Source organism: Modicisalibacter sp. (assembly GCF_055145905.1).
The window spans coordinates 37,374-56,919 of the sequence record NZ_JBSREH010000044.1; the positions used below are offsets into that span (position 1 = coordinate 37,374).

Below are 19,546 nucleotides of genomic sequence, written 5' to 3' on the forward strand. Positions count from 1 at the left end.
GGGCGATGGTGGTTGCACAAGACGCGGGCGCCGAGTGCATCCCGGGCCGTGTGCCGCAGCCCCGGGGACGGTGGGAGTTGACGCGAAAATCACTTGCGGCCAGCCTCTTGGGGGGCCATCATCTGCGCCCTCTCGCCGGCCTCTCGAGGTCCGGGCGAGGCCAAGACCGGGGTGGCATCGGGTCGGGGGCGGCGTGCGCATCCCACCACCGATAAGACCCTTACCACTGTTGACTTTTCCCGATCTGGAAGCGAACCCATGAGCAAAGTCCTGATTATCGGCGCTGGTGGCGTCGGCGGTGTCGTCACTCACAAGTGTGCCCAGCATCCCGAAGTGTTCAGCGAAATCTGCCTGGCCAGTCGCAACGAAGCGAAATGCAAGGCGATCGCCGCCCAGCTGGATCGCCCCATTCAGACCGCTCAGGTCGATGCCGATGACGTCGAGGCGCTGGTCGCGCTGATCGAGTCGTTCACGCCGGACGTGCTGATTCACGTGGCCTTGCCCTATCAGGACCTGACCATCATGGAGGCCTGCCTGCGCACCGGCGTGCCCTATCTGGATACCGCCAACTACGAGCATCCGGACGAGGCCAAGTTCGAGTACAAGGAGCAGTGGGCCTTTCAGGAGCGCTACAAGAGCGCCGGCAACATGGCCACCCTGGGCTGCGGCTTCGATCCGGGCATGACCAACATCTACTGCGCCTACGCACAGAAGAACCTGTTCGACGAGATCCACACCATCGACATCCTCGATGCCAACGGCGGCGACCACGGCTATCCGTTCGCCACCAACTTCAACCCGGAGATCAACATTCGCGAGATCACCGCGAATGGCCGCTACTGGGAGAAGGGCGAGTGGAAGGTGACCGCGCCGCTGGCCGAGAAGCGCACCTTCGACTTCGACGGCATCGGCGAGAAAGACATCTACCTGCTCTACCACGAGGAGCTCGAGTCGCTGTCGCAGAACATCAAGGGGCTGCAGCGCATCCGCTTCTGGATGACCTTCTCCGAGAAGTACCTCACCCACCTCAAGGTGCTCGAGAACGTCGGTATGACGAGCATCGAGCCGATCAAGGTGGGCGACAGCGAGATCTCGCCGCTGGAATTCCTCAAGGCGGTACTGCCCGATCCGGCCTCGCTGGGCCCGCGCACCAAAGGCAAGACCAACATCGGCGTGATCGTCGATGGCATCAAGGACGGCAAGCGTCGCAAGGTGCACATCTACAACATCTGCGACCACCAGCAGTGCTACCAGGAAGTCCAGTCCCAGGCGATCTCCTACACCACCGGCGTGCCGGCGGTGACCGGTGCCATGCTGATGCTCGAGGGCGTCTGGAAGGGCGAGGGCGTGTTCAACGTCGAGCAGCTCGACCCGAACCCGTTCATGGAGCGTATCGGCGATATGGGGCTGCCGTGGCAGGTGGTCGAGCTCGACCCCGAAGCCGATCCGCTGGCCTGATCGATGGCGATGACGGACAACACGGGATACCCGTTCGATATCCATGCCTGCCCGTCGCCGGCCTACGTGGTCGACGACGCCCTGCTGCGCCGTAATCTGGAGTGCCTGAAGGCGGTTCAGGAGCGCAGCGGCGCGAAGGTCCTGCTGGCCCTCAAGGGCTTCGCCATGTGGGATACCTTCCCGCTGGTCAGCGAATACCTGGTGGGCACGACCTCCAGCGGCCAGGACGAGGCTCGCCTCGGCGCCGAGACTTTCGGCGGCGAGGTGCATGTCTATTCGCCGGCCTTCACCGCGCCAGAAATGGACGTGGTGCTGCGCTATGCCGATCACCTGAGCTTCAACTCGCCGGGGCAGTGGCGGCGCTTCCGCGAGACCGTCGCGGCGGCGCCGCGACGCATCTCCTGCGGGTTACGGGTCAACCCCGAGCACTCCACGGGCGAGGTTGCGCTCTATGACCCCTGCGCGCCGGGTTCGAGGCTGGGTACGCGGGCGGCCGATCTCGAGCCGGGTGATATCGACGGTCTCGAGGGGCTGCACTTCCACACCCTGTGTGAGCAGAACAGCGACGCTCTGGAGGAAACCCTCGACGCCTTTGAAGCGAAGTTCGGGCAGTATCTGGCGGGCCTGCGTTGGGTCAACTTCGGGGGCGGTCATCACATCACCCGTGCCGACTACGATGTCGATCGGCTGGTGCGGATCATTCGTGACTTCAAGTCACGTCATCCGCATCTCGAGGTCTACCTCGAGCCGGGCGAGGCGGTGGCGTTGAACACCGGCTTTCTGGTCGCCAGCGTGCTGGATATCGTCGACAACGATGGACCGATCGCCATCCTGGACACCTCCGCCACCGCGCACATGCCGGATGTACTGGAGATGCCGTACCGTCCGGAAATCATCGGTGCCGGGCGGCCCGGCGAAAAGCCGTACACGTATCGTCTAGGGGGCACCACCTGCCTGGCCGGCGACGTGATCGGCGACTACTCGTTCGGCAAGCCGCTCGAGATTGGTGACCGCCTGGTGTTCACCGACATGGCCCACTACACCATGGTCAAGACCACCACCTTCAATGGCATTCGCCTGCCGGCGATCTGCCGGGTCGACGAGACCACCCGGGCGGTGCGTACGGTGCGGACCTTCGGCTACGTGGATTACATGCAGCGCCTGAGCTGAACCTCCCCGTGACCGGTTCGTGGCCCGACGCCCCGCCCTCGCGCGGGGCGTCGTGTGTCGTGCCCGGTCGTTGTACCGGCCGAAGCCACCGTAGAGACTTTCCCTGTTCATCCCCGGACGCAAGGAACCGATGGCATGACTTCGAAGCGCCTGTTGCCACAGCCTCGGGCAGCTTCCGCCGTCAACGGCTCGCCGCGCCGAGTCGAGCGATGCCTGATCGATGGCGGTCGCCTCGGAAAAACGGCAACGTGTCCCCGCCGAGCTTGATACGGGTCATGTTTTCCATCGTGATTTTGGCCTAGCCTGAGATTGGCACGACATCCATGGAAAGGAGCAGCAAGGGACGGCTTTACCAGGGATGCATCCGCAGGGGGCGGGTGGAAGAATGCGACAGGACACAGCGCCATGCAGCCCGGCCGAGCGCCGGGCTTTTCTTTGTCGTTTCCCGTGGCCACGGTACTGACGGATTTGCGTACCATGGCCCTCCGGCTCAGTGCTGCACGTCTCCAGCCGTAGGAACCATAGGCCCTGTATTCGCCTGCTTCAGGCCCCTCCGGGCGTCGTCAGGGCGTTCATTCCGGCAACACCGCTTCTGCCTGTCTTCCTGACAGATAAACTTCCGACGTTTCCGCTCTTCTGCATGCCGTTATGCCTCGCCATGACCTCGGCGTTATTGCCGTTGACCCGGTCTCTATTGAGCTGGGTCAAGTCGCGGAATGAGGGTGATGGTACTATTTGGTTGTTGATTTATATTATTTTGATATAAATCGCATGAGAGCGTATCAACCTGCGTGTTGAATGCCTCATTAATGTGACTAGGAGCAGAGGTGCCTGATGGAAAAAGTCCCGAATCTTTCACTATGGCGTGGTGGAGTTGCCTTGCGTGCTTCCGCGATCTCCATGGGCTTCGTGTTCCTGATGGGCGGGTGGCGTCGATTCGTCAATGTACCCGCGAAGCACGATATCAATACGCCGGCTTCGCTGGCCAGCAAGCTGGTGGAAGCGGCACCGGGGTCGCCTATAGAGCCGGTTATTCACTGGGTCCTGGCGCATCCTGTGGTAGCGGAGTGGTCGATTTATGCCATGTCCACTGCCGAAGTACTGGTGGGGCTGGGGCTGATCCTGGGACTGCTGACGCGCCTCGCGGCCACCGGGTCGGCCTTGCTGAATATTGCACTGATGCTGATTTTCGGCTGGATGGGTTACGAGTGTCTTGACGAGTGGACGATGGCGGCCCTGGGTTTCGCTATTTCGGTCAGTGTCATGATCCATGGTGCTGATACGTATTCCCTCGATCATGCGCTGAAGCGCGACGATTTTTCGGGGGTGTTCACCCGAAATGTCTGTCTGGGACTTACAGTCATGTCCGTGATTTTCACCGTGGGATTCTACAGCTACTATTTTGGGATTTTCGACTTCGGAAAGCTTACCAGTACAGGAAGCTACCACATTTCCGTGGTTGAAAGTCCCGGGTCTGCCGGTCAAGAGCGTCTCTATGTGGATGCCGGTCCTTCCTCCGCCTTTGCCTACGTGACGTCCATCACATATACCCTGGATGGTGGCAGCAAGAAGACCGTCGATGCTTCGGATATCGACGTCCTGAAAAGTCACTTCGAACCTTGGGCGCACAACTCCGGAAGTCTGGTCGATGGCGTCATGAAGCTGCGCCTTGGCTCAATGGTCGATATTCGGGTCCCCGAGGCGGCGGTATCGGCAACGATTCATCTGCTCGACAACAAGGATTCCGTGGTCCGCTTCCGGCCATAGCCGGGGGCACCATCCTGCATGCGCCTTTGGCATGGCGTTTACCCGGGTCGGCGCACGGCCCGGGTAATGCGTTGGGTACTCCGGCTTTCATGCCCTCCCGGGGTTCGAGGCGTCCGGACGGCAAGTGGAGTCGGCGGTACGGAGCATCGATGGTGGTCTGACGCTGATATCTCCGAACACCCTGCACGGTCCGGGCGTCACGAGTCATGTCGGTATATTTCCGGGGGCGAGGCAGGGGGCGAAGTGTGGTTTCGGGTCGAACCGGAGAGGGAGGGTTGCTGCAAGCCATTGATTCCCTTGGCGCCCCCGATAGGATTCGAACCTATGACCTACCCCTTAGGAGGGGGTTGCTCTATCCAGCTGAGCTACGGGGGCGCGATGGAACGCGTCGCATTATAAGCGCCTGACCGGCCAAGATAAACCCGCAGGACGAGCCGCGCAGGCCGGAAGGTGTCAGGCGCGGACGGCAGGGCGGCGCTGCAGCGGGTAGTCGGGGCGAGCGGTGGGGTCGAGGTAACGCCGGGTCAGCTCGTCGGCGGGCATCGGCTCCCCCAGCAGGAATCCCTGGGCCAGGTCGCAGCGGCAGCGGCGCAGTTCGTCGAGCTGGGCCTGACGTTCCACCCCCTCGGCCAGCACCTTGCGCTGCATGGCGTGGGCCATGTTGATGATGCCGCCGACGAACTGGCGCTGGCTGGCACGCGTGTCGATGCCGTTGATGGCACTGTGGTCGATCTTGAGCGTGTCGATGGGCAGCTGGCTGGCGTAGGTGATCGAGGAGATGCCGGCGCCGAAGTCGTCCAGCGAGACGGAGGTACCCAGTTGCTTGGCCTCGAGGAGCTGGCTGCAGGCCAGGTCGAGGTCGTGAAACTGGCTGGACTCGAGGACCTCGATCGTCAGGTAGGGCGTGGACAGGCGCAGTGCTTCGCGGGACTCGCTGATGGCGCGCAGGAAGCTGCCCGTTTCGATCTGGTCCTGGGACAGGTTGATGCTGACGCCGACAAGGTACCCATGATCCTGCAGGCGCTTGGCCATTCGGCTGGCTTCCTGCACCAGCCAGCCTCCGAAGGGCAGGCTCAGCGACGAATGCATGATCACGTCGATGAAATGATGCGGTGCCAGCACGCCTTCCTGCGGATGCCGCCAGCGTGCCAGCGCTTCGAAGTACAGTGTCCGGTCGGAGGCCAGGTCGACGATGGGTTGGTAGTAGAGCTCCAGCTCACCTGTCTCGAAGGCCTGCCTGACGCGCTGGAAGGTATCCTGGGAGCGGGACTCGACGAAGCGCTGGGCCCGGGCGATGCGGTTCTTGCCGCTGAGCTTGGCGTCGTACATGGCCTGGTCGGCACTGTCGATCAGCGTCGCGGTACCCAGCCGGTAGTCGTTGGTGAATGCCACGCCGATGGACACCGAGATGCCCACCGACTCGCCGTTGTCGAGCTGGAAGGGCTGGACCAGATCATCGACGATCTTCTGGGCGACCTTGACCGCCTTGTCGCCATTGCCCATGCCGGTCAGGGCGATGACGAACTCGTCACCGCCGAAGCGGGCGACGATATCGGTGCTGCGCATCAGCCGCTTGAGGCGTCGGCTGATCTCGACAAGCAGCTCGTCCCCGGCGGCATGGCCAAATCCGTCGTTGATCGGCTTGAAGTCATCGAGATCCATGAACAGCACGGCGATGCCGCTTTCCGTGTACTGCAGGCTGACCAGGTGCGTCTCGAGCGTGGCGATGAAATGCTCGCGGTTGTACAGGCCGGTCAGCGGATCGTAGATCGCCATGCGCTCGAGCCGGGCCTGGTTGAGGCGCTGCTGGGTGATGTCGCGGAACACGCTGACATAGTTGAGGAGACGGCCGTCGTTGTCGCGCACTGCCGAGATGGTGGCATTGACGATCAGCTGGCTGCCGTCCTTGCGGGTATTCCAGATATCGCCGGACCAGTAGCCCTGCTCCGCGATTGTGGCAAACAGCGCCTGATAGAAGACGGCGTCGTGCTTGCCCGACGACAGCAGCTGCGGCTTGTGGCCCAGGGCTTCCCCGCGCGTGTAGCCGGTCAGCCGGGTGAAGGCCGGGTTGGTATCGATGATGATCTTGTCGGCGTCAGTGACGATGATGCCGTCGTGGGTGTTGTCGAAGACCGCCAGGGCCAGTCCCGAACGCCGGGCTCCATCGGCGTCGCGCTGCATGCAGATCAGGTAGCGGTGGCCGTCGTGGTTTTCCACCGGCGAGACCGTCATCTCGGTCCACAGGCGCGAACCGTCGCGGCGATGACACTCGACGGTGTCGGTCATGGCGGCGCCGTGTCGCAGTACCCTGGCCATCATGGCCGGCAGGTCTGTATCGCCGTCGGGGGCGGCCAAGTGGCGCAACGGCGTACCCGCCGGGGGAGCGTCCGGGCGCCCGAGCAGGCGCCCGAAGCCATGATTGGCGAACACGAGCGAAAGATCGGTGCGCTCGCCGTCGACAATGGCCACCGCCGTGCCGGGCAGGTCCAGCACCCGGGCGAGCGAGGCAATCAAGGGCGGCAGCGAATCCAAGGCAAGACTCCTGTGGCATCGGGCAGGGTGCAATTGAGTGAATATCGGCAGGCTGTCGTCAACCTTTAGCCGCGACCCGGGGCGGTGCCGGCTGGAGCCGGTGTCACGACGCGGCTAGACTGGGCACTTTTTCGTAGCGGGGGAAGGGTGAGCGCCGAAGACCGCATTTTCGACGGCCTGGCCGACAAGTTCGCCGACAGCCTTTACGGCAAGCCGCGGGGAGCGTTGCGCCTGGCGCTGCTGGATGCACTGTTGCCGCGTACCCTGCACCTGGCGGGCCAGCCGGCGCTGGATGTCGGCGGCGGGCTAGGGCAGATGAGTGTCTGGCTGGCCGAGCGTGGCCATCCGGTGACGCTGGCCGAACCCTCGGCGGAGATGCTAGCGCGGGCCCGTGAGTCGCTGGGATGCCGGCGGGCCACGCTGCTGCAGGCGCCGCTTCAGGCGCTCCCGGAGCGGGCGCCGGGGCCCTGGCCGCTGATCGTCTGTCATGCGGTGCTCGAGTGGCTGGCCGAGCCGCGCGAGGCGATCCGCATTCTGGCCGATCTGCTGGCACCGGGCGGTCAATTGTCGCTGATGGTCTTCAACCGTGATGCCCTGCGCTTTTCCAACATCATCAAGGGCAACCTGACCAAGGCGCTGGATGACCGGCTGGCGGGCACCGGCAAGCGCCGGCGGCTGACGCCGATCTCGCCGCTGACCCACACCGAGGTGGTCGCGTGGCTGGCCGAGGCCGGGCTGGTCGTCGAGCATGTCGCCGGGATCCGTGTCTTCCATGACTACCTGCGCGAACGCGAGCCCGACGCGACGACTCTGGCACAGCTCCTGGAACTCGAGCATCGCTACTGCGATGTGGAGCCGCACTGGCGGCTCGGCCGTTATCTTCTCTACAGCGTGACAAAGCCGGGCGGCAGCACGGGCGAGTGAGGGAGTTCGCGCGGCTATCGCCAGACCAGCGGATAGTCGGGCCGGGCCCCCGGCGTCAGGTAGTGCTCGAGCAGCGCTTCCTCGGTCATGGGGCGCCCCATGAAGAAGCCCTGGGCCAGGTCGCAGCCCAGCTCGCGCAGCAGCCGGAGCTGGCCCGCAGTCTCGACGCCCTCGACGACGACCTGACGCTGCATGGCCTGGGCCATCAGGGTCACGCCGCGCACGAATTCCCGCTGATCGCGGCGATTCTCCAGGCTCTTGATCATGCTGCGATCGATCTTCAGCGTGTCGATGGGCAGTTCGGACGCATACGTCACCGAGGACACGCCGGTCCCGAAGTCATCCAGCGCCACGCTGGCGCCCAGCAGACGCGCTTCATGCAGCTGGTTGGCGGTCAGGTCAAGATCGTGGAACTGGCTGGTCTCGTGAATTTCGATGGCGATGAAGGGGGAGGCGAGCCCCAGTTCGTCGCGTACTTCGCCCAGCGTTTGCAGGAAATCACCGCCCTCGATCTGCTCCTGGGTCAGGTTGATGCCGATGACGGCCTGGACGTGGCATCTCTGCAGCCGCCGGGCGAGCCTGCCGGCACTGCGTACCAGCCATTGGGCAAAGGGATGGCACAGCGAGGAACAGGTCAGGGTATCGATGAAGTGAGGCGGCCCGAGAACCCCCTGTTCGGGATGATGCCAGCGTGCCAGCCCCTCGAAGCCGACCGTCTTCAGGTCGGCGAGCCGGATGATGGGCTGGTAGTGCAGTCGAATTTCGCCGTTTTCGAAGGCATGGCGTAGGCGCAAAAAGGTTTCGCTGGAGCGCGTGACATGGCGGTCATGGGCGGTGGCGATGCGGTTCTTGCCCTGCTGCTTGGCATCGTACATGGCGGCGTCCGCTGTATCGATCAGCGTCTCGGCGGTCGTTTCGGGGTCAACCGTGACGACGATGCCGATCGAGGCCGATACCTGCACGCGTTGTCCGTTGCTCAGCTGATGGGGGCGCATGATCTCCTTGAGCATCCGCGCGGCGATGGATTCGGCCATCTCGAGGGAGGCGACGCCGGACAGGGCCACCATGAACTCGTCGCCGCCGAAGCGGGCCACCAGGTCGGTGGTGCGCATCATGTGCTTGAGCCGGTGGCTGATCTCCACCAGCAGCTCGTCGCCGGCCGCGTGACCGTGGCGGTCGTTGATCGGCTTGAAGTCATCGAGGTCCGTGAAGAGCACCGCCAGGCCGGTCTCCGTGTAGCGCAGGCCGTCGAGCAGGTTGTTCAGGGCGTTGGTGAAGTGCTCGCGGTTGAAAAGCCGGGTCAGTGGATCATGGATGGCCAGGCGCTCGAGGCGCGCCTGACTGAGCCGGCTCTGCGTCACGTCCCGAAAGAGGCTGAAGTAATGGCTGAGCCTGCCCGAACGGGTATAGAGCGCGCTGATGGTGGTCTGGGCGATGAAGTGGGTGCCGTCCCGGCGACGGTTCTTGATGTTGCCGCTCCAGAACCCCTGCTCGGCGACATCGAAGAAGACGTTCTGGTAAAACAGCGAGGCGTGCTTTCCCGAGGAGAGAATGTGAGGTTTCCTGCCCAGCACATCTTCGCGCGTATAGCCGGTAATCCGCGTGAAGGCCGGATTGGTGTCGATGATGACCTTGCGGGCATCCGTGATCAGGATACCCTCCTGGCAATGCTCGAATATCGCCCGCATCAACCAGGGACGAAGGGCATCGTCTTCGGGATGGCCGGGGAAGCATGTGTTTTCGAGAGGCTCCGGGCCTGGGTCGGTCACGTTCACGGTTCCTTGCGATAGAATCCGGGCCGTTCGCTGGCCGGTTTGTTGTCATGGGCGCCGGCTCTTCGTCGCCATGCTGTTGTTTGCGAGATATTTCACCACGTTACTCGGCGTTTCAATACTTGAGTCTGATTCAGATCATGGAGGAAGCATGAATTTCCCTGGAGCCATGCCATGAGTCCCGTCACCCCGACATGCCAGCTGCTGGATCGCCAGGCCCTCGACTATCGCGGCTGGCTATGGGTCGCGCCACCGGATGACCCCTGGCTGGGCGACGCCGGCGGCACGGTATGGAGTACCGATGCCGCGATCGCCGCGACCTGGCGGGCGCGCGGGGTGACGGTGCATGACGACCTGAATGCCGATCCGGGCGTGCCGCCGGGGGCGGTGCTGTTCTGGCCCAAGGCCCATGCGCTGGGGGAGTGGTGGTTGCTGGCGCTGTGCCGTGCGCTGCCGGCCGGCACGCCGCTGCAGGTGGTGGGCGAGAACCAGGGCGGCATCCGGCGGGTACTGAAGGTGCTGGCGGCGCTGGGGCTGGGCTGTCGCAAGCGCGACAGTGCACGGCGCTGCACCCTCTTCGAAACCCGGGTGGGGGCGGTGCCGCTCGACCCCGACGCTGTCTGGACGCAGTTCGAGGCGGCCGGCCTGACCCTTGCGAGTCATCCCGGGGTGTTCGGCCACGGCAAGCTGGATGACGGCACTCGCCTGCTGCTCGACCACCTGCCCGCCGGGCTGGGGCAGGACGGCGAGCGGCTGCTCGACGTGGGCTGCGGCGACGGCGTGATTGCAGCGTATCTGGCCCGCCGGGGCGGGGCGGTCACCGCGCTCGACGTCAACGCCTTCGCCGTCGAGGCCACACGACGCACCTTGTCGGCCAATGACCTGGACGGGCGGGTGCTGGCCAGCGATGTCTACACGGCACTCGGCGAGCAGGAGCGCTTCGCCGCGATCGTCAGCAACCCCCCGTTTCATCAGGAGCGGCGCATCGACTACGGGCCGACTGCCCGGCTGATCGAGCAGGCGCCACGCCATCTCGAGCCGGGCGGCAGTTTGTGGCTGGTGGCCAACGCCTTCCTGCCCTATGCGGATCGGCTCGAAGCCGCCTTCGGTGGCTTCAGTATCATCACCGACGACGGGCGCTTTCGGGTCTACCGCGCCGTGCGGCGCTGAGTCGCCGAGTCAGGGTGATACCTCAGCGCGACGGGTCGCGATAGTCGATGGCAGTGATGATATAGGTGGTCTCGCCGCCGGGGGCGGCCACTGTCACCTCGTCGTCGAGCGCCTTGCCCAGCAGGGCGCGGGCCAGCGGCGCATCGACGCTGATCCAGTGCTTGCCGGTGTCGGTCTCGTCGTGGCCGACGAGGCGGATGGCCATCTCTTCGCCGTCCTCGTCCTCGAGGGTGACGAAGGCGCCGAAGTAGACGCGCCCGGTATCGGCCGGCAGACGGTCGACCACCTGCAGCTCGTCGAGCCGCTTGCCCAGGTAGCGAATGCGCGCGATGACCCGGTTGAGCTCCTTCTTGTTGTAGGTGTAGTCGGCGTTTTCGCTGCGATCGCCCAGCGCGGCGGCCTCGCCGACCTTGGTCGACAGCTCGGGACGGCGTACCCGCGAGAGATGCTCGTGAATACCCTTGAGCCGGGCGAACCCCTCGGGGGTGATGAGGTTGCTCTTCTTCTCCTGGCGCGGGTCCTTGGCCGGATCCCGCCAGCGCGTCATGTTGCGACCTTTCATGGCGGCACTCTCTATGGGGACAACGGTGGCGATGGTGACAACCTGAGTACCCTACGCAACCGCGTGCGAGCGGCCAAGCACTTGTGACATGCGAGCGAGGCTGTCTGGCGAATCATTCAAACGTTCGTTACATTGCAGGGGTCATCCATTCACTGTCGGGAGCCGTTCATGCGACTGTCCTTTCCATGGCGCACTCTGTCGGGTGCCTTCGTATTGCTGCTGGCCCTGCCGGCCATGGCCGGGGAGGCTTCGGTATTTCCCCTGATGCATCGCTGGGCGCACATCAACTATCGTATGCACGGCGAGGCCCAGGAGACGGCTTTCGCCGCTCTGGCCGATGACGCTGCCGGCCTGGCCGAGACGCATCCACGCAACGCCGAGGTGCTGACCTGGCAGGGTATCATCCTCGCCTCCGAGGCCGGCGCGAGGGGAGGGTTGGGAGCGCTCGATCTGGCCAAGCAGGCTCGGGATGTGCTCGAGCGCGCGATCGACATCGATCCGCAGGGCGATAATGGGTCGGCCTATGTGACGCTGGGCACGCTCTATGCCCGGGTGCCGGGGTGGCCGATCAGCTTCGGCGACGACGAGCGGGCGGAGCGCCTGTTGAAGAAAGCCGTCGCCATCCGCCCCGAGGGCATCGATACGCGCTATTTCTATGCCGCCTTTCTGCATGGTCAGGGGCGCGATCCGGCGGCTCTCGACCAGGCGCTCAAGGCGCAGCAGGCGCCGGACCGGCCGGGGCGCGAGGCATCCGACAAGGGGCTGCGCGAGGCGATCGGGCGTCTCGTCGCCGAACTGCGCTGATCCGGACGCTGCCGGAGCGGCTTGGCAAGGGCGGGGCGGCCCGGGATAATGAGGCGCATTGTGCCTGAACGGGGCGCCCAGCCGGCCAGCGGAGGAATCATGACCGACGAGATCGAAGCAGGGCGCGCGCAATTCGGCAGCGAGGATGTCGAGCGCGTGGCGACCGAGTCGCTGTACCAGGGGTTCTTCAGCCTGGAGCGACGCCGCCTGCGCCATCGTCTCTTCGAGGGCGGGTGGAGCGACGTCGTGACCCGCGAGGTGCACGTGCGTCGCGATGCCGTGGGGGTGCTGCTCTACGATGTCGAGCGCGATCACGTGGTGCTGGTGGAGCAGGTGCGTGCCGGGGCCCTGAACGACCCGGTCAGCCCGTGGAAGTTGGAGCCCGTCGCCGGGCTGGTCGAGCCGGGCGAGAGTCCGGCCGAGGTCGCCCGGCGCGAGGCCGTGGAGGAGGCGGGCTGCGCGATCGACGAGCTGATCGAGCTGTATCGCTACTACCCGAGCCCCGGGGCCTGCGATGAGCAGGTCACGCTGTACTGCGGCCTGGTCGACAGCCAGGGCATAGGCGGCGTGCACGGCCTGGCCGAGGAGCACGAGGACATTCTGGTGCATGTGCTACCCTTTGCCCGCGCCTGGGAACTGCTGCAGACGGGGCGACTCGACAATGCCATGTGCCTGATCGCCTTTCTCTGGCTGTCCCGTGAACGCGCCTCACTGCGAGCAAGGAGGTAACCCGTGGCCAGGACCGCTTATGTCACCGACCTCAAGTCACTCCAGGCCGAGTGTTCGGCCAACTATCTGCGGCTGACGCGGCTGGTCGACGATCTGGAGGCCGGGGCGGTGCGCGAGGTGCCGCTGGCCGGTCACGCCGGGCGCTTCGGCACGCTGTGGCTCGAGGTGGCCGAGTGTGCCCCGTACACCACCATTCTGCGGGTCGCCCAGACCGGTGTGCTCGACGGCATCATCGACTCGCCGCGCATGACCGTGCATCTCTACCATGATGTGCGCATGGCCGAGGTCACCGACTTCCAGCGCCAGCGCCATTTCCACGGCCGCTACCGTTATCCCAATCCGCGCATGCACCAGCCCGACGAGAAACTTCAGCTCAACCGCTTCCTCGGCGAGTGGCTGGAACACGGCCTGGCCCACGGCCATGCCGCCGATCTGACTCCGCTGCGCTGAGCCCCTTCTCCGTCTGCCGGCAAGCCGGCCGGTGGTTCCCTTCGGCACGCCGTGCCGCCCGTCCTTCCAGGAGTTGATTGTCCGATGCGGCTGATCCAGGTCACCGATTGCCACTTGCACGCCGACCCCGAGGCCCGCTCGCGGGCGGGGGTGCCGTTCCGCCAGCTCGAGGCGGTGCTCGAGCGGGTGCGGGCGCTGCGTCCGGATGTGCTGCTGGTGACCGGCGACGTCAGCCAGGACGAGACGCCCGCCTCCTATGAACTGGCCGCGCGGGCCTTCGCCGGAGTGGACTGCCCCTGGTTCTGGCTGGCCGGCAATCATGACCGGCCCCAGTACATGGCCGAGGCGCACGCACTGCTCGACGAGGTGGATCTGGGCGACTGGCGCCTGCTGCTGCTGGATTCGCGGGTCAGCGGTCAGGTGCACGGCGAGCTGGGGCAGACACAGCTGCAGGAGCTGGCCCTGCGACTCGAGATGGACGACCGGCCGACGCTGCTGGCGCTGCACCATCCGCCGGTCGAACTGGGCTCAGCCTGGATGGATGCGATCGGCCTGCTGGATCGCGAGGCCTTCTGGCAGACCCTGGCGGCCTATGCCCAGGTGCGCGTGGTGCTGTTCGGCCACGCCCATCAGCCCTTCGCGGCGCGCCACGCCGGCACCGGTGGCGAGATCGCCATCTACGGCTGCCCGGCCACGGCGGATCAGTTCCTGCCCAGCTCGCCCACCTTTGCCGTCGACGAGGCGTCGCGCCCGGGATGCCGGGTGGTGGACCTGGAGGGCGAGGTAATGACCACCTGGATCGAACGGGTGACGCCCTGAGCGTTATTCCCTCAAGAAATTAAAGGATGTTTCTTAATTCTTGGACGTTATCCAAGGTCGCTCGGTAACGTACTCTCATCCTTGTTCCCCCCTGTCCGGGCGGGAATGCCACCGGTCATGAGAGGTTGCAAGCCGAGATGCTTTCTCCCGAGCGACAGACCCACCTGAAGCAGCTCGAAGCCGAGTCGATCCATATCATCCGCGAGGTAGCCGCCGAGTTCCGCAACCCGGTGATGCTCTACTCCATCGGCAAGGACTCCTCGGTGATGCTGCACCTGGCGCGCAAGGCCTTCTATCCGGGCACGCCGCCGTTCCCGCTGATGCACGTCAACACCACCTGGAAGTTCCGCGAGATGATCGAGTTCCGCGATCGCATGGCGGCCGAGGTGGGCATGGAGCTGATCGAGCACATCAACGAGGAGGGCCGTGCCGCGGGCATCAACCCCTTCGACCACGGCAGCGCCAAGTACACCGACATCATGAAGACCCAGTCGCTCAAAATGGCGCTGGACAAGTACGGCTTCGATGCCGCCTTCGGTGGGGCGCGTCGCGACGAGGAGGCGTCCCGCGCCAAGGAGCGAGTCTACTCGTTCCGCGACAAGTACCATCGCTGGGATCCCAAGAACCAGCGTCCCGAACTGTGGAACCTCTACAACGGCAAGGTCAACAAGGGCGAGTCGATCCGCGTCTTTCCGCTCTCCAACTGGACCGAGCTCGACATCTGGCAGTACATCTACCTCGAATCGATTCCCATCGTGCCGCTGTACTACGCCGCACCGCGGCCGGTGGTCGAGCGCGACGGCATGCAGATCATGGTCGACGACGAACGGATGCCGCTGGAAGAGGGCGAGGTTCCCGAGGAGAAGTGGGTGCGTTTCCGCACCCTGGGCTGCTACCCGCTGACCGGCGCGGTGGAGTCACACGCCGCCACCCTGCCCGAGATCATCCAGGAGATGCTGCTCACCCGGACCAGCGAGCGCTCCGGGCGGGCCATCGATCACGACCAGGCCGGCAGCATGGAGCGCAAGAAGCGCGAGGGGTACTTCTGAGGCGCGAAGCGCCTCAGAAAGACGGAAGAGGGAAGTCGGAAGAGAGAAGGACGGATGGATTTTGAGCGACTGGATGTCTGGAAGCGTTCGGCCCGACTATCGGCCGAGTTATACCGTCATTTCGCCGACTCTCGAGACTTTGGTTTCAAAGACCAGATCACCCGTTCCGGCTTGTCCGTGCCCAGCAATATCGCCGAGGGCATGGTCAGGCCTACCGTCAAGGATCGAATCAAGTTTCTTCATATCGCCAAGGGTTCCTGTGCCGAACTCAGGACACAGGTCTACATCGGCATGGAGATCGGTTACATCGAGCGAGAGAAGGGGCATCACTGGGTGAACGAGACTAAGGAAATCGCCGCCATGCTGACCGGGCTGATTCATAAGCAGGCCGACTTCGACGCGGGCTGATGGGGTTTCTTCCTTCTTCGCTCTTCTCTCTTATTTCTAGGGTTCCGTCATGTCACACCAGTCAACGTTGATCGCCGACAATATCGAGCAGTATCTGCACGAGCACGAGAACAAGGACCTGCTGCGCTTCATCACCTGCGGCAGCGTCGACGACGGCAAGTCGACGCTGATCGGGCGGCTGCTGCACGACTCCAAGATGATCTACGAGGACCAGCTCGCCGCCATCACCCAGGCGTCGAAGACCAGCGGTACCACCGGCGACCAGGTCGACCTGGCACTGCTGGTCGACGGGCTGCAGTCCGAGCGCGAGCAGGGCATCACCATCGACGTGGCGTATCGCTACTTCTCCACCGACAAGCGCAAGTTCATCATCGCCGATACGCCGGGGCACGAGCAGTACACCCGCAACATGGCTACCGGTGCCTCCACCGCGAGCCTGGCGGTGATTCTGATCGATGCCCGTCACGGCGTGCAGACCCAGACCCGCCGGCATAGTTTCATTGCCGACCTGCTGGGTATCCAGCACCTGGTGATCGCCGTCAACAAGATGGACCTGGTCGACTACTCGCAGGCGCGCTTCGACGCCATCGTTGCCGACTACCGCGCCTTCGCCGAGAAGCTCGGCGCCCGCGACATCCGCTTCGTGCCGATTTCCGCGCTGGAAGGCGACAATGTCGTCAACGCCAGCGACAACATGCCCTGGTACGACGGCCCGGCGCTGCTCGAGGGGCTCGAGACCGTCGAGATCGCCCGGGACAGCAATCTGAGTGACCTGCGTCTGCCGGTGCAGTACGTCAATCGCCCCAACCTCGACTTCCGCGGCTACTGCGGCACGCTGGCTGCCGGCATCCTGCGGCCGGGGCAGGCCGTCAAGGCGCTGCCGTCGGGCCGTCAGTCCCGCGTGGCGCGCATCGTCACCTACGACGGCGACCTCGAGACGGCCTATCCGGGAGAGGCGATCACCGTCACGCTGGAGGACGAGATCGATATCTCCCGGGGTGACTGGCTGGTCGCCGCCGATGCCGAGGTCGCGCTGTCCAACACCTTCAGCGCCGATATCGTGTGGATGCACGATTCACCGCTGGAACCGGGGCGACTGTATGACTTCAAGCTGGCGACGCGGGACCTCTCCGGGCGGGTCCAGGCCATCGACTATCAGGTCGATGTCAACACCCTCGAGCATCACGATGCGGACAACCTGGCGCTCAATGGTATTGCCCGCTGCCGGGTGGAGCTGACGTCTCCGGTGCCGGTGGACGACTACCGTCGCAGCCCGGGCACGGGCAGCCTCATCGTCATCGATCGGCTGAGCAACGTTACTGTGGGCGCGGGGATGATCCGCGAGGCGCTGGAGGGCGACGAAACCACCGGTACGGTCGACTGGGAGGCTTTCGAGATCGAGCTCAACGCCCTGATCCGCAAGCACTTCCCCCACTGGGAGGCGAAGGACGTGCGCGAGCTGTTCCGGAACTGATTATCGCACCGGGTTCGAGCGTTGCTGGCCCCGCCGACTTCTTGCCGGCGGGGCTTTTTTGTCCCGAATGACCTCGGTCAAGCGTCGCGGACGTAGCGCCGGCTAGGCTTGTCGTCAGACATCGCCGAATCGGGGGCGGGCCATGGACGTCGAACGGCTGTTCGATGCCAGCTATGCGCGGGTGCTGTCGCGGAAGGTCGGTGGGCAGGATTTCTTCGACGCCTTCTACCGGCATTTCATTGCGGCGTCCGACGAGGTGGCGGTCAAGTTCCGGCATACCGACATGGCGCGCCAGCAGGCCATGCTCAAGAAGGCCTTCTATCGGCTGCTGAGCTTCTTTGCCTCGAGCGATACCGATTACTACCTCGAGAAGATCGCGGTCATCCACGACCGACGCCATCTCGACATCCGCCCCGGGCTCTACGATCTTTGGCTGGAGAGTCTGATCGCCACCGTGCGCCGCTTCGACCCCGCCTTCGACGCCGACATCGAATTGGCCTGGCGTCTGGTAATGACGCCGGGCATCGTCTTCATGAAGTTCCACTACGATCGCGAGCGTACGACGCCGGACGGGTAACGTCGCCGACCCGCGGGCCTATCCCGGTTTGCGAGCCACCAGCACCGCGCGGCGCGGCGCCGGATAGCCCTCGGCGGTGCGCGACCGGTCTGAGGGGTCGAGAAAGTCGGCCAGCGACTGAAAGGTCATCCACTCGGTGGCGCGCTGCTCGTCGAGGGTGGTCGGGGCCTCGTCCACCACGCGCACGTCCTCGAAGCCGCAGCGCGCGAGCCAGCCGGCTAGCGCCCGGGACGAGGGCAGGAAATAGACGTTGGGCATGCAGGCATAGCGCTCGCCGGGCATCAGCACGGTGGTCGCGTCGCCCTCGACCACCAGGGTCTCGAGGACCAGCTCGCCGCCCGGACGCAGGGCGGCGCGCAGTTGCTGCAGATGCTCGAGGGGCGAGGCGCGATGGTAGAGCACGCCCATCGAGAACACCGTGTCGAAGGCGGCGAGATTCGGCGGCACATCCTCGATGCCCGCGGGCAGGAAGTGCGTGCGCCCGCCATCGGCGTCGCCGACGAAGTGACGGACCGCCTGGAACTGGTAGTAGAAGCGCGGCGAAGGATCGATCACCAGCACGAAGGCGGCGCCGGCACCGGCCATGCGCCAGGCGTGATAGCCGTTGCCGCCGCCCACGTCGAGCACCCGACGCCCGGCCAGCGGTGCGAGATACGGCGTCACACGCTGCCATTTCCAGTCCGAGCGCCATTCGGTGTCGATGACGGTGCCGCCCAGCCGGTAGGGGCCCTTGCGCCAGGGCATCAGCGTCTTGAGCAGGTTGTGGCAGCGCCGCCGGTCGGCGTCGGACAGCGCGACGTCGACGCTCACCGTGTCTCGGTCCAGGGCGACCTGTCGGTCGGCGGGCAGCTCGGGCAACTTGGCCACCGCCTTCTCCCAGCCGGGCAGATCGCCGTGGCGCCGTCGGTCGAGGCCGCGGGCCAGCTGCTCGGGCAGGCGCGCCAGCCAGGTGTCCAGCCCCTGATCGACGAAGGCGTGATAGAGCGCCCGGCGGGCGCGCGCGTCAGGCGTCATGGGGGTGGCCTCCGGGACGGGCCTTGAAGGCGATCATCGAGGCGAAGTTGAGATACTGGAACCAGGTGGTGACGCGCTCGAAGCCGAGCCCCTCCAGGCGCGCATGATGGGTCGCCAGGCTGTCCGGGCGCAGCACGTTCTCCAGCGCGGTGCGCTTCTGGCTGATTTCCAGGTCGCTGTAGCCGTTGGCGCGCTTGAAGTCGTGGTAGCGCTCCACCAGCCAGGCGTTCTCCGCCTCGTCCTCGGCGACGACCTTCTCCGAGAGGATCAGCACCCCGCCCGGCTCCAGGGCGGCGTACAGCCGGCCGAGCAGGGCATCGCGGTCGGCGGGATCGAGGAACTGTAGGGTGAAGTTGAGCACGATCAGGCTCGCCGGACGATAGTCGATCGCGCGGATGTCGCCCTGCTCGATGGTGATCCGATGCTCGGGACACTCGCTGGCCAGGGTCGCCCGGGCCCGCTCGACCATCGCCGGCGACAGGTCGATCCCGGTCAGGGTGAAGGCCTCCGGCGGCAGACGAGCGGCCAGTGCCAGCCCCACCGCGCCCAGCGAACAGCCCAGGTCGTAGACGTGGCCGCCGTGGCGCAGGTGGCGTTCGGCGATCACGCCCAGCATGCCCAGGATCTGCCCGTAACCGGGGATGGAGCGACGGACCATGTCGGGGAAGCAGGCCACGACCTGCTCGTCGAAGGAGAAGGACGCGACCCGGTCGAGGGGTGTCGTGAAGATCGCGTCACGGTAAGATGCATCACTCATGGACATTCGCTGTGGGTGCTAGGGTGGCATGACAGGGCGTGGTCGGGGCCGGGAAGGCGGCCGTCGCCCGCGACGGGGCATTAGTTTACGCATCGCCCCGACGACTTGCA

Annotated in this window: 18 protein-coding genes and 1 tRNA gene; 13 read left to right on the top strand and 6 right to left on the bottom strand. The window is 65.1% G+C overall.

Annotation, left to right across the window (positions count from 1 at the left end):
* Positions 1-258 precede the first annotated feature (258 nt).
* The 3 genes from ACTCB7_RS13115 (at position 259) to ACTCB7_RS13125 (ending at position 4,395) form a co-directional block, all read left to right on the top strand.
* Positions 259-1,458, top strand: coding sequence for a saccharopine dehydrogenase family protein (locus ACTCB7_RS13115; RefSeq protein WP_224420871.1), 1,200 nt, complete (start codon positions 259-261; stop codon positions 1,456-1,458).
* Positions 1,459-1,467: 9 nt separating this feature from the next.
* Positions 1,468-2,628: a carboxynorspermidine decarboxylase gene (gene nspC, locus ACTCB7_RS13120; protein WP_224420872.1), complete on the top strand. Its 1,161-nt coding sequence runs from the start codon at positions 1,468-1,470 to the stop codon at positions 2,626-2,628.
* An 834-nt stretch (positions 2,629-3,462) separates the two neighbouring features.
* The gene (locus ACTCB7_RS13125; RefSeq protein WP_224420873.1) at positions 3,463-4,395 is read left to right on the top strand and encodes a TQO small subunit DoxD; all 933 of its coding nucleotides are present in this window, start codon (positions 3,463-3,465) and stop codon (positions 4,393-4,395) included.
* 298 nt (positions 4,396-4,693) lie between these two features.
* On the opposite strand, the gene ACTCB7_RS13130 is transcribed toward ACTCB7_RS13125, so the two are convergent.
* Both ACTCB7_RS13130 and ACTCB7_RS13135 read right to left on the bottom strand, forming a co-directional pair.
* Positions 4,694-4,770: transfer RNA gene (locus ACTCB7_RS13130), tRNA-Arg, on the bottom strand.
* A gap of 78 nt (positions 4,771-4,848) precedes the next feature.
* Positions 4,849-6,927: a putative bifunctional diguanylate cyclase/phosphodiesterase gene (locus tag ACTCB7_RS13135; protein ID WP_224420874.1), complete on the bottom strand. Its 2,079-nt coding sequence runs from the start codon at positions 6,925-6,927 to the stop codon at positions 4,849-4,851.
* A gap of 147 nt (positions 6,928-7,074) precedes the next feature.
* On the opposite strand from ACTCB7_RS13135, the gene ACTCB7_RS13140 reads away from it, so the two are divergent.
* Positions 7,075-7,851 (top strand): methyltransferase domain-containing protein, encoded by a 777-nt coding sequence (locus ACTCB7_RS13140; RefSeq protein WP_224420875.1) that lies wholly within the window; start codon positions 7,075-7,077, stop codon positions 7,849-7,851.
* Positions 7,852-7,865: 14 nt separating this feature from the next.
* On the opposite strand, the gene ACTCB7_RS13145 is transcribed toward ACTCB7_RS13140, so the two are convergent.
* Positions 7,866-9,620 (bottom strand): putative bifunctional diguanylate cyclase/phosphodiesterase, encoded by a 1,755-nt coding sequence (locus tag ACTCB7_RS13145; RefSeq protein WP_224420876.1) that lies wholly within the window; start codon positions 9,618-9,620, stop codon positions 7,866-7,868.
* A gap of 177 nt (positions 9,621-9,797) precedes the next feature.
* Between ACTCB7_RS13145 and ACTCB7_RS13150 the strand changes: the two genes are divergently transcribed.
* Entirely contained in the window at positions 9,798-10,793 is a 996-nt protein-coding gene (locus ACTCB7_RS13150) for a class I SAM-dependent methyltransferase (RefSeq protein ID WP_224415333.1), read from the top strand.
* A gap of 22 nt (positions 10,794-10,815) precedes the next feature.
* Here the strand turns inward: ACTCB7_RS13150 and greB are convergent, their stop codons facing one another.
* Positions 10,816-11,355 (bottom strand): transcription elongation factor GreB, encoded by a 540-nt coding sequence (greB, locus tag ACTCB7_RS13155; protein WP_163647546.1) that lies wholly within the window; start codon positions 11,353-11,355, stop codon positions 10,816-10,818.
* A 168-nt stretch (positions 11,356-11,523) separates the two neighbouring features.
* Here greB and ACTCB7_RS13160 point away from each other — a divergent pair, with 168 nt between their 5' ends.
* From ACTCB7_RS13160 to ACTCB7_RS13195, 8 genes are all read left to right on the top strand, one after another.
* A complete protein-coding gene (locus ACTCB7_RS13160) occupies positions 11,524-12,159 on the top strand; it encodes a tetratricopeptide repeat protein (RefSeq protein ID WP_163647545.1) in 636 nt (211 codons plus the stop codon).
* A 99-nt stretch (positions 12,160-12,258) separates the two neighbouring features.
* On the top strand, positions 12,259-12,888 hold the full coding sequence (locus ACTCB7_RS13165; RefSeq protein WP_463007010.1) for an NUDIX domain-containing protein: 630 nt from the start codon (positions 12,259-12,261) through the stop codon (positions 12,886-12,888).
* Positions 12,889-12,891: 3 nt separating this feature from the next.
* Complete coding sequence (locus ACTCB7_RS13170) at positions 12,892-13,338, top strand: DUF1249 domain-containing protein (RefSeq protein WP_224415331.1); 447 nt, start codon at positions 12,892-12,894, stop codon at positions 13,336-13,338.
* Between the two features lie 84 nt (positions 13,339-13,422).
* Entirely contained in the window at positions 13,423-14,157 is a 735-nt protein-coding gene (locus ACTCB7_RS13175; RefSeq protein ID WP_224415330.1) for a phosphodiesterase, read from the top strand.
* 137 nt (positions 14,158-14,294) lie between these two features.
* Entirely contained in the window at positions 14,295-15,206 is a 912-nt protein-coding gene (gene cysD / locus ACTCB7_RS13180; RefSeq protein ID WP_463007042.1) for a sulfate adenylyltransferase subunit CysD, read from the top strand.
* Positions 15,207-15,260: 54 nt separating this feature from the next.
* The gene (locus tag ACTCB7_RS13185) at positions 15,261-15,614 is read left to right on the top strand and encodes a four helix bundle protein (protein ID WP_463007011.1); all 354 of its coding nucleotides are present in this window, start codon (positions 15,261-15,263) and stop codon (positions 15,612-15,614) included.
* A 49-nt stretch (positions 15,615-15,663) separates the two neighbouring features.
* Positions 15,664-17,088, top strand: a complete 1,425-nt coding sequence (gene cysN / locus ACTCB7_RS13190) for a sulfate adenylyltransferase subunit CysN (protein ID WP_463007012.1) — start codon at positions 15,664-15,666, stop codon at positions 17,086-17,088.
* A 142-nt stretch (positions 17,089-17,230) separates the two neighbouring features.
* Positions 17,231-17,665, top strand: a complete 435-nt coding sequence (locus ACTCB7_RS13195) for a globin (protein WP_463007013.1) — start codon at positions 17,231-17,233, stop codon at positions 17,663-17,665.
* 18 nt (positions 17,666-17,683) lie between these two features.
* Here the strand turns inward: ACTCB7_RS13195 and cmoB are convergent, their stop codons facing one another.
* Positions 17,684-18,679, bottom strand: coding sequence for a tRNA 5-methoxyuridine(34)/uridine 5-oxyacetic acid(34) synthase CmoB (gene cmoB / locus ACTCB7_RS13200; RefSeq protein WP_463007014.1), 996 nt, complete (start codon positions 18,677-18,679; stop codon positions 17,684-17,686).
* On the bottom strand, positions 18,669-19,436 hold the full coding sequence (gene cmoA, locus ACTCB7_RS13205; protein WP_224415326.1) for a carboxy-S-adenosyl-L-methionine synthase CmoA: 768 nt from the start codon (positions 19,434-19,436) through the stop codon (positions 18,669-18,671). Before cmoA ends, cmoB begins: the two co-directional genes overlap by 11 nt.
* Positions 19,437-19,546: the final 110 nt, after the last annotated feature.